This is a genomic window from Belnapia arida (genome assembly GCF_016773205.1).
GTDB classification, from domain to species: Bacteria; Pseudomonadota; Alphaproteobacteria; order Acetobacterales; family Acetobacteraceae; genus Belnapia; species Belnapia arida.
This window is the reverse complement of sequence record NZ_JAETWB010000010.1, coordinates 18,907-31,692: the sequence shown is the minus strand read 5'-3', so window position 1 is coordinate 31,692 and position 12,786 is coordinate 18,907. Positions and strand designations below refer to the sequence as shown.

The 12,786-nt window shown below is 72.1% G+C and carries 11 protein-coding genes; 5 read left to right on the top strand and 6 right to left on the bottom strand.

Features of this window, described 5'->3' with window-relative positions; genetic code table 11:
- Positions 1-10: 10 nt before the first annotated feature.
- Positions 11-1,189, bottom strand: coding sequence for a uroporphyrinogen decarboxylase/cobalamine-independent methonine synthase family protein (locus tag JMJ56_RS18500; protein ID WP_202833254.1), 1,179 nt, complete (start codon positions 1,187-1,189; stop codon positions 11-13).
- 278 nt (positions 1,190-1,467) lie between these two features.
- Here JMJ56_RS18500 and JMJ56_RS18495 point away from each other — a divergent pair, with 278 nt between their 5' ends.
- Positions 1,468-2,709: an ABC transporter substrate-binding protein gene (locus JMJ56_RS18495; RefSeq protein WP_202833253.1), complete on the top strand. Its 1,242-nt coding sequence runs from the start codon at positions 1,468-1,470 to the stop codon at positions 2,707-2,709.
- Positions 2,710-2,718: 9 nt separating this feature from the next.
- Here the strand turns inward: JMJ56_RS18495 and JMJ56_RS18490 are convergent, their stop codons facing one another.
- The 5 genes from JMJ56_RS18490 to JMJ56_RS18470 form a co-directional block, all read right to left on the bottom strand.
- Positions 2,719-4,344 (bottom strand): flavin-containing monooxygenase, encoded by a 1,626-nt coding sequence (locus tag JMJ56_RS18490; protein ID WP_236037940.1) that lies wholly within the window; start codon positions 4,342-4,344, stop codon positions 2,719-2,721.
- A gap of 44 nt (positions 4,345-4,388) precedes the next feature.
- Entirely contained in the window at positions 4,389-5,192 is an 804-nt protein-coding gene (locus JMJ56_RS18485) for a glucose 1-dehydrogenase (protein ID WP_202833252.1), read from the bottom strand.
- A gap of 130 nt (positions 5,193-5,322) precedes the next feature.
- A complete protein-coding gene (pdxA, locus tag JMJ56_RS18480; RefSeq protein ID WP_202833251.1) occupies positions 5,323-6,354 on the bottom strand; it encodes a 4-hydroxythreonine-4-phosphate dehydrogenase PdxA in 1,032 nt (343 codons plus the stop codon).
- The gene (locus tag JMJ56_RS18475) at positions 6,351-7,493 is read right to left on the bottom strand and encodes a four-carbon acid sugar kinase family protein (RefSeq protein WP_202833250.1); all 1,143 of its coding nucleotides are present in this window, start codon (positions 7,491-7,493) and stop codon (positions 6,351-6,353) included. The genes pdxA and JMJ56_RS18475 overlap by 4 nt, the downstream gene beginning before the upstream one ends.
- On the bottom strand, positions 7,490-7,762 hold the full coding sequence (locus JMJ56_RS18470; protein ID WP_202833249.1) for a helix-turn-helix domain-containing protein: 273 nt from the start codon (positions 7,760-7,762) through the stop codon (positions 7,490-7,492). Before JMJ56_RS18470 ends, JMJ56_RS18475 begins: the two co-directional genes overlap by 4 nt.
- A gap of 257 nt (positions 7,763-8,019) precedes the next feature.
- Between JMJ56_RS18470 and JMJ56_RS18465 the strand changes: the two genes are divergently transcribed.
- From JMJ56_RS18465 to JMJ56_RS18450, 4 genes are all read left to right on the top strand, one after another.
- On the top strand, positions 8,020-9,354 hold the full coding sequence (locus tag JMJ56_RS18465; RefSeq protein ID WP_202833248.1) for an LLM class flavin-dependent oxidoreductase: 1,335 nt from the start codon (positions 8,020-8,022) through the stop codon (positions 9,352-9,354).
- On the top strand, positions 9,354-10,310 hold the full coding sequence (locus JMJ56_RS18460; protein WP_202833247.1) for a Bug family tripartite tricarboxylate transporter substrate binding protein: 957 nt from the start codon (positions 9,354-9,356) through the stop codon (positions 10,308-10,310). Before JMJ56_RS18465 ends, JMJ56_RS18460 begins: the two co-directional genes overlap by 1 nt.
- Positions 10,311-10,568: 258 nt before the next feature.
- On the top strand, positions 10,569-11,564 hold the full coding sequence (gene hpnA, locus JMJ56_RS18455) for a hopanoid-associated sugar epimerase (RefSeq protein WP_202833246.1): 996 nt from the start codon (positions 10,569-10,571) through the stop codon (positions 11,562-11,564).
- The gene (locus JMJ56_RS18450) at positions 11,561-12,727 is read left to right on the top strand and encodes a glycosyltransferase (protein WP_328702417.1); all 1,167 of its coding nucleotides are present in this window, start codon (positions 11,561-11,563) and stop codon (positions 12,725-12,727) included. The genes hpnA and JMJ56_RS18450 overlap by 4 nt, the downstream gene beginning before the upstream one ends.
- Positions 12,728-12,786: the final 59 nt, after the last annotated feature.

The window sequence follows — 12,786 nt, the reverse complement described above, 5'->3', positions numbered from 1 at the left end:
GCGCCGCGCCTCACCCGGCCGCGGGGAAGAGCCGCGCGGAGGCGAGTCGCGCGCCTTCGGCGAGGCTGCGGAGCTTCGCCCAGACCACGTCGGGGGCGACACGCCCGCGGCCGGCCGAGGTGTCGAAGCCGCAATCGGTGCCGGCCAGCACCCGGCGCGGGTCGCCCACCGCCCGCGCCACGCGTTCGATCCGCTCGGCCACGACCTCGGGGTGTTCGACGAAATTGGTCAGCGTGTCGATCACGCCCGCGACCATCAGCTGGTCGGCCGCGAGCGGCATCCGCTCCAGGCAACGGATCTCATGCGCATGCCGCGGGTTGGCGAAGGGCAGCACCAGCCCGCCGACATCGGCGCGCAGCAGGATCGGCAGGATCTCCGCAAGCGGCACGTCCTGGTCGTGCGGCGCCTCGTAATTCCCCCAGCAGACATGCAGCCGCACCCGGTCACGCGGGATGCCCGCCAGGGCGCGGTTGATGGCCGTCACCACGCGTTCGACGAAGGCCAGGAAATCCGCGAGCGGACGGTCGCGGTAGGAGCAGTGCCGTTCCAGCGCCAGGTCCGGGCAGTCGAGCTGCAGCACCCAGCCGCGCGCGACGACGGCGCGGTACTCGACCGCCAGCGCCTCGGCCAACGCCGCCAGATAGGCCTCCTCGGTCGCGTAGTGCCGGTTCTGCACGATGGAGGCGATGATCCCCGGCGAGGGGGCGGTCAGGAAGGCCTCCGCATATCGGCCGGAGAGGGGCGCGAGCGCGGCCGCGAAGTCGTCGCACTCCGCCTCGATCGCGCGGGCGTCGGCATAGGCGACGGGGCCGATGGCGGCGGGCAGCAGGGCGGTGTTGCTCACTGCCTCCTTCGTGCCGGCCTGGCGGGTGAACTCCGCCTTGAACTCCGGATAGGCGTCGATGTCGGCGAAGGTGGCGCGGACGCTCTCGCCGCCGATGCCGGTGAGGCGGTGGCGGAGATACAGCGCGAAGCTGTCCCGCTGCTGCTCGCCGTTGTTGACGACATCGAGCCCTGCCTCGATCTGGGCCGGGATGATGCCCCCCAGCGCCTCCCGCCCGGCCACGTCGATGGCCACCGGGTCCACGGCCTCGCCGCGGGCTCGGCGGGCGTAGAGCTGCGTCAGGCCGGACGGCCGCGGCAGGCTGCCGGTATGCGTGGTGAGGATGCGGTGTTCCGAGCGTAGCATGATGTTTCCCCCGCGGTGTCACGCCGGCCAGGGCGCGCCCGTTGCCGGCATCATACGGCTCAGGGCATGGCGGAGGCCATCCGGGATGGATCGTGCCCACGCAGGTGCGGCCGGTGGCCCTGTGATTGCAGGTCCGCAGGCCCACGGCTGAGCCAGGCATGGGGCGCCGGGCGGTTACGCTCCGCGGCTCCGTCGTGTACAGGGTCTCCCCAAGCCGGCATGGCGACGGGCCCCGCGCATCGCGGCCCCGAATCGCCGGCGGCATCACGGGAGGACTCATGACCATCGGCCGGCGCGCCCTACTCGGCGCTTCATCGCTCGCCCTGCTCTCCGCACCCAGGCTTGCCGCGGCGCAGCCAGCGGACAACCTCATCCGGTTGGGCGCGCTGACCGACATGTCCGGGCCCTACAAGGACGTCGAGGGGCCGACCGGGACCGCATGCGTGCAACAGGCGGTGGCGGAGTTCACCGCCCAGAACCCTGGCATCCGCGTCGAGATCGTCCGTGCGGACCATCAGAACCGGCCGGATATCGCAAGTGCCATCGTCCGGGAATGGATCGACCGGGCCGGGGTCGACGCCCTCGTCCAGGTCGGCAACACCGCGGTGGCGCTGGCGGCCAACACCGTCGCCCGCGAGAAGGACAAGGTGCACCTGAACACGGGCGCCCTGTCCTCCGTGCTGACCGGCGCCCAATGTTCCCCCAACCTCGTGCACGGCCCGCTGGACACCTGGGCCATGGGGCACGCCACCGCCACGGCCCTGACGAAGGCGGGCGGCGACAGCTGGTTCTTCGTCACGGCGGACTACGCCTTCGGTCATGCCCTGCAGGAGGATGCATCCCAGTTCGTCCGGGCTGCCGGCGGCAAGGTCGCCGGCAGCGTGCGGCACCCGTTCCCCGGAACCACCGACTTCGCCTCCTTCCTGCTGCAGGCCCAGTCGAGCCGGGCCAAGGTCATCGCGCTGGCGCATTCCGGGGCGGACCTGATCAACTGCATGAAGCAGACCCAGGAGTTCGGCCTGACACGCCGCGGCACCAAGGTCGCCGGCCTCGGTGCCTTCATCACGGATGTCGCCGGCATGGGCCTGCCGCTCGCCCAGGGCCTGGTGCTGACCGAGAGCTTCTACTGGGACCTGAACGACCGTACCCGCGCCTTCTACAATCGCGTCAAGCCACGCTTCGAGCGGCCGACCGTATTGCCGAACTCCCTGCATGCCGGTGCCTATGCGGCAACCGTCCATTACCTCAAGGCGGTGAAGGAGATGGGCGTGGCCGAGGCCAAGCGGTCGGGCCAGCGGACGGTCGAACGGATGAAGGCGATGCCGACCGATGACGATGCCTTCGGCCAGGGCATGATCCGTCAGGACGGGCAGATGATCGTCCCAGTCCACCTGTTCCAGGTGAAGACGCCGGAGGAGAGCCGCAACCCCGGCGACGTCTTCAAGGTTCTGGAGACCGTGCCGGCCGAGCAGGCCTTCCGCCCCCTTGCGGAAGGCGGTTGCCCGCTGGTTCGGACCTGAAGGTGCCGTTCACGCGCCTCGCATGAAGCCAGGATAGCCGGCGGCGGCGACCTCGTCGCAGATGGCGCGGTAGCGCGCCATGCCGCCGGCATAGGGCATGAAGACGCGCGGCTTGCCCGGCACATTGGCCCCGAGATACCAGGAATGATGCGCCTGCGGCAGCAATGTCGCATGCGCAGCATCGTTGACCTGCGTGACCCAGTCATCCATCGCAGCCTCCGTCGGCTCGATCCGCGCCAGGCCATCGGCGCGCAGCCGGGCGATGCAGTCGGTGATCCATTCGACATGCTGCTCGATGGCGACCGGCATGTTGCAGAGCACGGAAGGGCTGCCGGGCCCGGTGATGGTGAACAGGTTCGGGAACCCTGCGACCTGCAAGCCGAGGTAGTTGCGCGGCCCGGCCTCCCAGGCCTCTGCCAGGGCCCGCCCGTCCCGGCCCTCGATGTTCATCCTGAGCAATGGGCCGGTCATGGCATCGAAGCCGGTGGCGAAGACGATGATGTCGAGCGGATACTCCGCCGCCGCGGTGCGGATGCCGGCGGGCGTGATGCGCTCGATCGGCGCACGGCGCACATCGGCCAGCGTGACATTGGGGCGGTTGAAGGTCGCGAAATAGTCGCTGTCGATGGGCGGACGCTTGGCGGCATAGGGATGGTCGATATCGGCCAGCAATTCGGCGGTGGCCGGGTCCTTCACGATCTCGCGGATCTTGTCCTTCAGGAACGCCGCCGCGGTGTCGTTCGCCTCCTTGTCGACCAGCAGGTCGCGGAAGGCCGCGCGGAATTGCAGGCCGCCCTTGGCCCAGGCCGCTTCGTAGATGGCCTGGCGCTGCTCGGCGGTCACGTCCCAGACCGAACGGTCCTCGATGACGAAGGGGTGGCCGTTCGGAGTGCTCTGCATGATGCGGCGAAGCTCGGCATGGTTGTGCCTCACCCACTGCCTGAATTCCGGCGTCAGCGGCGCGTTGTGGGCCGGCACGCTGTAATTCGGCGTGCGCTGGAACACGGTGAGGTGCGCCGCCGCCTCGGCGATGACGGGGGTCGCCTGGATGCCGGTGGAGCCGGTGCCGACCAGGCCGACGCGCTTCCCCCTGAAGTCCACGCCCTCATGCGGCCACTGCCCGGTATGGTACCAGCGGCCCGCGAAATCGCCGAGCCCGGGAAGCGCCGGCACGTTCGCCGTCGAGAGGCAGCCCACGGCGGTGATGAGGAACTGCGCGGTCAGCTTCTCGCCGGCCTCGGTCGTCACGGTCCAGGACCCCGCCGCCTCGTCATGGCGCGCGGCGACGACGCGGGTGCCGAAGCAGATGTCGCGCTTCAGGTCGAAGCGGTCGGCGACATGGTTCAGGTAGCGCATGATCTCCGGCTGTTCCGGGTAGCGCTCCGACCATTCCCATTCCTCGAACAACTCCTTCGAGAAGGTGTAGTTGTAGGAATGGCTCTCGGAATCGCACCGCGCGCCTGGGTAGCGGTTCCAGTACCAGGTGCCGCCTACGCCATCGCCCGCTTCCAGCACCTGAACGTTCAGCCCCAGCCGGTCCCTGAGGCACAGCAACTGGTACAGGCCGGAGAAGCCGGCGCCGATGATGAGCGCATCAAAGCTCCGGGCGGCCGGAGCGGGCGTCATGTCAGGCATGGGGTTGATGCTCCTTGGAATCTCGGTTCGAGCGGGGGTTCGGCTCAGGCCGCGGTCACGCCGCCATCGACCACGAGGCCGGCGCCGTTCATGTAGCCGGCGTCGTCGGAGGCGAGGAACACGATGCCCTTGGCGATGTCCGAGGCCATGCCGAGACGGCCCCACGGAACCGAATCCATCGCGACCTTCCGCGCCGGGGCGGTGTCGTTGCTGCCGGTCCGCTGCGCGCGCGCGACGAAGGTCTGCTCGCCCATATCCGTCTCGATCACGCCGGGATGGATGGAGTTGACGCGGATCCGGTAGCCCTTGCGCCCGAATTCCAGCGCGGCCGACTTGGTGAACAGCGTCACCCCGCCCTTCGTCATCGAATAGAGCGGGTCGAGTTGCGAGCCGACAATGCCGGCGATGGAGGCGAGGTTGACGATGGCGCTGCCATGCTCGGAGGAGGCCGCCGCCTCCCGCAGCGCCGGCACGGCGAGCCGGGTGCCGAGGAAGACGCCGGTCATGTTGACGGCGACGAGCCTGTCCCATTCCGCAAGGGTGACATCCTCGATCGACTTGCCGATGAAGACGCCGGCGTTGTTCACCAGGATGTCGAGCTTGCCGAACCGCGTGGTGGCGAGGCCGATGGCGGCCCGCCAGTCCTCCTCGCGCGTCACGTCGAGATGCGCGTACTCGGCCTGGCCGCCTTCGCCGCGGATGGCCTCGACGGTCAGCCGCCCGGCCTCGCCGAGGATATCCGCAACGACCACCGCCGCGCCCGCCTTCGCCATCAGCCGGGCGGCCTCCCCGCCGATGCCGCGCGCCGCACCCGAAACCAACGCAACCTTGCCGTCGAGCCTGTTCATCGATGCGATTCCGTTTCCTGGACGTGGGATGCTCTGCCCGGCATCTCTCGCACCAGCTTACGGAACCGGGCACCCGGCCGATAGTCGGCCCCCGCGCCCGCGACGAGGCGCAGCGGGCCGGCGCTGGCGATCAGGCGGTAGCGCGGTGGGCGGCAAGCCGCTCGGCGTATTCGATGGCCTCGATCAGGCTGCGCTCGCTGGCGATGCCCCGTCCTGCGATGTCGAAGGCGGTGCCGTGGTCGACCGAGGTGCGGATGATCGGCAGGCCGAGGGTGATGTTGACGCCCGACAGCGCGTCCCATTTCCCGGTCGCGGGATCGACGTTGAAGCCGAGCAGCTTGACCGGGATGTGCCCCTGGTCGTGATACATCGCCACCACCGCGTCGTACTGGCCGGCCCGCAGCTTGACGAAGACGGTGTCGCCCGGCACCGGGCCGGACACCTGCAATCCGTCCCGCACCGCCTGGGCGATGGTGGGCTCGGAGACCTCGATATCCTCCCGGCCGAACAGCCCGCCCTCTCCGGCATGCGGGTTGAGGGCGGCGACGGCGATGCGCGGCTCCCGGATGCCCAGGCCGAGCAGGGCCTCCTGCGTCAGGTCCAGCACCAAGCGCAGGCGCTCGGGCGTCAGCCGCTTCGGCACGTCCTGCAGCGCCACATGGGTGGTGACGTGGCTGACCCGCATGTTGCCGTGCGCCAGCAGCATCACCGAGCCCTTCACCCCGGTCAGCGAGGCCAGCATCTCGGTGTGGCCGGCATAGTGGTAGCCGGCCTTGTTCAGCGCCTCCTTGTTCAGCGGCGCGGTGACGATGGCGCCGGCCCGGCCGGACTGCGCGAGCCGCACGCCCTGCTCGACCGCGAGATAAGCGAAGCGGCCGCCATCGGCCGAGAGCACCCCCGGCTCGATCGGCGCGCCCTCCGGGCCGGCCTGCAGGAAGCACAGGGCCGGCCAGTCGTCCTGTTCGGCGGTGACCTCGGGGATGGCGAGCCCGGGCGCCAGCGCGGCGCGGGCGCGTTCCAGCGCCCTGCCGCTGCCGATCACGAGCAGCCGCAGCTCGCCGGCCGCGATGCGCCCGCTCAGCGCCTCGCAGGCCTTGACGATGATCTCGGGCCCGATCCCGGCGGGATCGCCCATGGTGATCGCAAGGTGCCGTGGCGTCATTGGTGGATGTTCCCCATGGGCAGGCCGTTATGGCCGAGAAGGTCGCGCCAGAGCGCGTCGGTGCCGAAGGCGCCGGATTTGGAGATGACGGAGACGCCGTCCCAGGCGCCGCCCTGCATGACCGAGCGCGGGACGCCCGGCGCGACCAGCCCCGCCGTCCGCAGCGACCGCGCCCCGAGGCCGCGGCAGAGCGCCCGCAGGGTCTCGCCGCCGGCAGCGATGAGGGTGCCGGGGCGCGGCAGGCGGCGCGCCAGGGCGACGAAGGCGGCCTCGATGCGGCGCGCCGCTTCGCCGCGCGCCAGCCCGGGCGGCAGGTCGAGGCTTGCCAGCGCCACGCCGGTCTTCCCCATCCGCCGCGCGATGCCGGCCGCCCCGGCGCTGCCCCCCTCCGCGAGCCGGAGCCAGCTCGGGCCGCAGGCCGCCAGCTGCCGCGCCGTCACCGCCTGGTCGGAGCCGAACAGCCCGAGCACCGGGGCTTCGAGCAGGGTCGAGGGCCACACCTTGGCCTCGCCGGCCAGCGCGCGGGCCAGCCCGCCGCTGCCGCACCACAGCACCGGCCCCTGCGCCGCGCGGCCCAGCGCGGCGAGGCGCGCGAGATCCTCCTCGGTCGCGGCATCGAACACGGCGATGCCGGGCGGCAGCGGCGCATCGGTGCGTCCCGTCTCGGCCGGCAGTCCCTCGGCCGCCAGCATGTCCTGCAGGCCCCGCTCCCCGGCCGGGGACCAGCCGCCGCCCTCCGGCCGTCCCACCATCAGGCGCCCGCCGCGGGTGATGCGGCCCTGCGCCGGGAAGGCGGGGGCGAGGACGCAGTGGCGCCAGGCGCCCAGACGGAAGCAGGCGGCGAGCTCGGCGGCGACATGGCCGCGCAGCAGGCTGTCCACCTTCTTGTAGGCGATGCCCGCACCGGCCAGCGCCGGGGCCAGGGAGCCGGCCCGTGCGATGGCGGCATCGCGCGTGGCCTCCCGGGTGCCGGAATCCAGCGCGACGCTGCCGGGGGGCGAGGGTCCCTCCGCCGCGCCATCCCAGAGAACCTCCACCGGCCCGCAGAGCGCGGTGAGCTCGGCAGCGGTGTCCAGCGCCCCGGTGAGGTCGTCGGCAAGCAGGCGGAGCCGGGGACCGGGTGCATCAGTCATCGTCATGCCGCGGACACCCCGATGGCGCCCAGCGGCAGGCGCGCCCCATCGCTCGGCTCCGCCGCCAGGTCCCGCGCCCGCGGGATGGCCAAGGTGGCAATCAGGCGGAAGGCGATGCCGCGGTCGAGCCCGGCGCGGCCCGCGACCTCGGCGACGGTCAGCGCGGGCAGGTTTCGGCCGAAGGCCCTGGCCACAGACTGAACCTGGTTTTTCGGGTTGTCCGAAGCCTTCGGCGGCTCCGCCCCGGCCCGAGCCCGGGAGACGTCTTCCGGCACCGCGCTGCGTCCTTTGCGTCCGAGGTGGCTCGCCGGCGCCTGGGAGCCGGCTGCCGCACCGTTGGTCGGAATGCGAACATTCGTTCGATGTGCGAAGCCCCGGTAATCCTACCCGGACTTCGGCGTCAAGCACCGGCCGGGCCGGGCCCCCTGCCACCGGGGCGGCGTCGGGGCGGCGTCCGGCGCTTGCCAAGCCCGGCGGGACCGGCTGCACTCCGCCCCAGCCACCAGCCTGCCGGGGAGCCGCCGCCATTCCCATGATCCTCGCCGCCAATGCGAATGCCCAAGGGTCCCATGTCGGCGAATGGCGCCATCCGGATGCCTGGGACCGTCCGGCCAGCAACCTTGAGAATGCCGTACGCCTGGCCCGCATCGCCGAGGCCGGACTGTTCGACCTGCTCTTCCTCGCCGATGGCAACGGCGTGCGGAACCTCGACAAGCCAGACCTCTTCGCCGCCACCAGCCCCTCCGACCGGCCGGCGGTGTTCGAGCCGGTGACGCTGCTCTCGGCGCTCGCCATGGTGACGCGGCATATCGGCCTCGTCGCCACCACCACGACGACCTATGACGAGCCCTATGCGGTGGCGCGGCGCTTCGCCTCGCTCGACCATATCAGCGGCGGACGGGCGGGCTGGAACCTGGTCACCACCTCGAATCCCGGCGATGCGCTGAACTTCAGCAAGGAGGCGCATGCGCCGCGCGAGGACCGCTACGCCCGCGCCGGCGAATTCGCCGACATAGTCAAGGGCTTGTGGGACTCCTGGGCCGACGATGCCTTTTCGCAGGACAAGGCCAGCGGGCGCTTCCTCGACCCGGCGCGGGTGCATGCGCTGAACCACAAGGGCGAACATTTCTCGGTCGCCGGGCCGCTGAACGCGCCGCGCCCGGTGCAGGGCCATCCGGTGATCTTCTCGGCCGGGCAGTCGGAGATGGGCAAGGAGCTCTCGGCCCGCACCGCCGATTGCGTCTTCGCCATCGAGGGGACGATCGAACGCGCCCGCACGCTCTATGCCGACCTCAAGGCGCGCCTGCCGCGCTATGGCCGCAGGCCGGAGAGCCTGAAGATCCTGAGCGGCGTCACCATCTTCGTCGGCGAGACGGAAGCCGAGGCCGATGCACTGTTCCAGGCGCTGGAGGATCTCGTCTCCCCCGCGGTCGGCCTCGACTACCTCTCCAAGATGATCGGCCACCGCATGACGGGCTACGCGCTCGACGAACCGATGCCCGATCTCGAGGCGGAGCATGTCGGGCCGACCGGCATCGGCAAGGCGATCCTCGGCGTGGCCCGCGCGGAAGGGCTGACGGTGCGGCAGACCTACAAGCGCATCCTGCCGCAGATGGCGGGCAACCTGTTCAAGGGCAGCGCCCGGCAGATCGCGGACCTGATGGAGGAGTGGTACCGGACCGAGGCCTGCGACGGCTTCATGATCGCGGCCCCGGTGGTGCCGACCGGGCTCGAGCGCCTCATCCGGCTCGTGGTGCCGGAGCTGCAACGCCGCGGCCTGTTCCGCACGGCTTATGAGGGCCGGACGCTCCGGGACAATCTCGGCCTGCCGCGCCCCGCCAACCGCTTCTTCTCCGAGCCCGCCTGATGCCGCGCCGCCGCACCCTCCTCGCCGCCCTCGCCCTGCCGGCCATCGCGCGTGCCGAGGCCTGGCCGGCGCGGCCGCTCCGCGTCGTCGTGCCCTTCGCGCCCGGCGGCGCCACCGACCTCATCGCCCGGCTGGTCGCGGAGCGGCTGGCCACCCCGCTCGGGCAGCAGGTGGCGGTCGAGAACCGCGCGGGCGCCTTCGGCATCCTCGGCGCCGATGCGGTGGCGAAGGCGCCGGCCGATGGCTACACGCTGCTCGCCGCCAGCCCGGGGCCGATGGCGGTGAATCCCTATGTCTACAAGACGCTGCCCTACGACCCGGAGCGCGACCTCTGCGGCGTCTCCATGGTGGCGACGATCCCCTATGTGATGGTCGTCCCCGCCTCGCTCGGCGTATCGAGCGTGCAGGAATTCCTGGCGCTGGCCCGCGCCCGGCCGGGCGCGATCAATTTCGCCACCTCCGGCATGGCCTCCCGCCTCACCGTCGAGATGTTCCGCGCGCTCGCCGGCGGCGTGCCGATGGAGATGGTGCAGTACCGGGGCGGCGCCCCGGCGCGGACCGACCTGCTGGCGGGGCGGATCCAGCTGGTGATCGAGCAGGCGCCCTCCTTCCTCGAGGATTTCCGCGCCGGCACGCTGCGCCCGCTGGCGGTGGGCGGCGCCCGGCGCTTCGCCCTGCTGCCTGAGGTGCCGACGCTGCAGGAGGCCGGCATCCCCGGCTACGAGGCCGCGGCCTGGCTTGGCTACGCCGCTCCCGCGGGCACGCCGATGGCGGTCCGCAGGCGACTGGCGGAGGAGATCGACCGCATCCTCCTGCTGCCGGAGGTGCGCGAGAGGCTGGCGAGCTGGGGCGCGGAGCCGGTGGGTGGCCCGCCCGAGGCGATGGACCGCCTGCTCGCCGCGGAACGGACCCGATGGCAGGATGTCGTGCGCCGCGCCGGGATCGAGCGGGAATAGCGGTCCTCCGCCTGCCGGGCCTGCGGGGCCGGCGATCGAGCTGCAACCCCTCGGCTTCGGCGAAGCGAGCCCCGGCGGCAGGGCAGGGGGCGGCGCCGAAGGGTACTGGCCTAACGGTCCCCGATTACCTATCCATGCGCCCTGCGCCGCAACACGGAATGGGACATTGCCGACACAAACGGTCCGAAATGCCAGGTTCGCTGCCGCTTTGCCGATGAGGCCCGGGTTTCCCCCGCCTGGCACCAGCCGCCGCCGGCCATGACCGGGACCGTGATGCTGACCGGGGCGACGGGCTTCCTCGGCTCGGCCATCGCCCTGGCCCTGCATGGCGCCGGCCACCGCGTCCGCGCCCTGGTCCGGCCGGAGACGCCGCGTGCCGTGCTCAGCGGCCTGCCGGTGGAGTTCATCCCCGGCGACCTCACCGATGCGGCCTCCATCGCCGAGGCCATGCGCAGCTGCGACGCCGCCATCCATTGCGCCGCCGACTACCGCATCTTCGTCCCCGACCCGGAGCGCATGTGGGCGGTGAACGTCGCCGGGACCGAGGCGGTGATGCGCGCGGCGCTGGCCGAGGGCTGCCGCCGCGTCGTCCATGTCTCCTCCGTCGCCACGCTGAAGCCCCGCCGCGACGGCCGGCCGGCCACCGAGGCGGATGCCGCCTCGCCCGGGGAGGCCATCGGCCCCTACAAGCGCAGCAAGACCGAGGCGGAGCGGCTGGTCGAGCGGCTGGTCGCCGAGGCCGGCCTGCCCGCCGTCATCGTCAACCCCTCGACGCCCATCGGCCCCCGCGACCGCCGCCCGACGCCGACCGGCCGCATCATCCTCGAAGCGGCGCGGGGGCGGATGCCGGCCTTCGTCGATACCGGCCTCAACCTCGTCCATGTCGATGACGTGGCCGCCGGCTGCGTCGCCGCGCTCACCCGGGGCGAGGTGGGCGAGCGCCATATCCTCGGCGGCCAGGACGTGCCGCTCGGCGAGCTGCTGACCCGCATCTCGGCGATCTTCGGCCGACGCCGCCCGGTGCGGCTGCCGCGCGCGCCGCTCTGGCCGGCGGCCGTCGCTTCCGAGGGCCTGGCCCGGCTGACGGGGCGGGAGCCGATGCTGACCCTCGATGGCCTCCGCATGGCCGCGCGCCCGATGTATTTCAGCGCTGCCAAGGCGGAGCGCATGCTCGGCCACCATGCCCGGCCCTGGCAGGAGGCGGTGGCCGAGGCCATCGCCTGGTTCCGCGAGCAGGGGATGCTCAACCGGTGACCTGGTTGGCCTTGGGGCTGGCGCTGGCCTGCTGCCTCGCCTGGGCCGTGCTGCTGCTCGGCCGCGGCTTCTTCTGGCTGGCCCGCGACGACGACAGCGACGCCGCCACCCTGCCCGAGCCGCCGCGCTGGCCGGGCGTCGCCGCCATCATCCCGGCGCGGGACGAGGCCGAGACCATTGGCGAGACGGTGCGCGGCCTGCTCGCCCAGGACTATCCCGGCCCCTTCCGGCTGGTGGTGGTCGACGACCGCAGCACGGACGGCACCGGCGATGTCGCCCGCGCCGCCGCCGCCGGCGACCCCAGGCTCACCGTGATCCGGGGCCGCGCCCGCCCGCCCGGCTGGACCGGCAAGCTCTGGGCGCTGGAGCAGGGCCTCGCCGAGGCGCTGCGGGAGCCGCCCGGCCGGCTGCTCTTCACCGATGCCGATATCCGCCACGCGCCGGACAGCCTCCGCCGCCTGGTGCAGCGGGCGGAGGCCGGGGGCCTCGTCCTGGTCTCGCTGATGGCCCGGCTGCGATGCGCCAGCGCCGCCGAGCTCTGGCTGATCCCGGCCTTCATCTTCTTCTTCCAAATGCTCTATCCCTTCCGCTGGTCGAACGACCCGAGCGCGCGGACGGCGGCGGCGGCGGGCGGCTGCGTCCTGCTGGATCGCCGTGGCTTCCAGCGTGCCGGCGGCCTCGCCCCGATCCGCGGCGCCATCATCGACGACTGCGCCCTGGCCCGGCGGATGAAGGGCGTCGGCCCGATCTGGACCGGCCTCACCGAGCGGGTCGAGAGCCTCCGCCCCTATGAGGGCGCGGGCGCCATCCGCCGCATGGTGGCGCGCACCGCCTATGCGCAGCTCGGCTACAATGCCCTGACGCTTGCCGGGATGATCGCGGCGCTGGCCCTTGTCTACCTTGCCCCGCCCGCGCTGGCGCTGCTGGCCGGCGGCCCCGCCCGTTGGCTCGGCCTGCTCGCCTGGGGGGGCATGGCGCTCGCCTTCGCCCCCACCCTGCGCCGATTCGGCATGTCTCCCCTGCGTGGGCTGGCCCTGCCGGGGATCGCCGCCGCCTATATGCTGTTCACGCTGGACTCGGCCTTCGCCGAGTGGCGCGGCCGGGGAGGGATGTGGAAGGGCGAAGCTGGTCCGCGCGCGGATCGAGCCACAGGAGCGGATTAATGCAATCCCATCCGGGCAACTTCCCCTTCGCAAGCACGGTAAGAGGCCGTATTCGCATA

Excerpts from the sequence above, each read along its gene's own strand:
- JMJ56_RS18500 (WP_202833254.1), bottom strand. The coding sequence starts at position 1,189 with ATGCTACGCTCGGAACACCGCATCCTCACCACGCATACCGGCAGCCTG.
- JMJ56_RS18495 (WP_202833253.1), top strand. The coding sequence starts at position 1,468 with ATGACCATCGGCCGGCGCGCCCTACTCGGCGCTTCATCGCTCGCCCTG.
- JMJ56_RS18490 (WP_236037940.1), bottom strand. The coding sequence starts at position 4,344 with ATGCCTGACATGACGCCCGCTCCGGCCGCCCGGAGCTTTGATGCGCTC.
- JMJ56_RS18485 (WP_202833252.1), bottom strand. The coding sequence starts at position 5,192 with ATGAACAGGCTCGACGGCAAGGTTGCGTTGGTTTCGGGTGCGGCGCGC.
- pdxA (WP_202833251.1), bottom strand. The coding sequence starts at position 6,354 with ATGACGCCACGGCACCTTGCGATCACCATGGGCGATCCCGCCGGGATC.
- JMJ56_RS18475 (WP_202833250.1), bottom strand. The coding sequence starts at position 7,493 with ATGACGATGACTGATGCACCCGGTCCCCGGCTCCGCCTGCTTGCCGAC.
- JMJ56_RS18465 (WP_202833248.1), top strand. The coding sequence starts at position 8,020 with ATGATCCTCGCCGCCAATGCGAATGCCCAAGGGTCCCATGTCGGCGAA.
- JMJ56_RS18460 (WP_202833247.1), top strand. The coding sequence starts at position 9,354 with ATGCCGCGCCGCCGCACCCTCCTCGCCGCCCTCGCCCTGCCGGCCATC.
- hpnA (WP_202833246.1), top strand. The coding sequence starts at position 10,569 with ATGACCGGGACCGTGATGCTGACCGGGGCGACGGGCTTCCTCGGCTCG.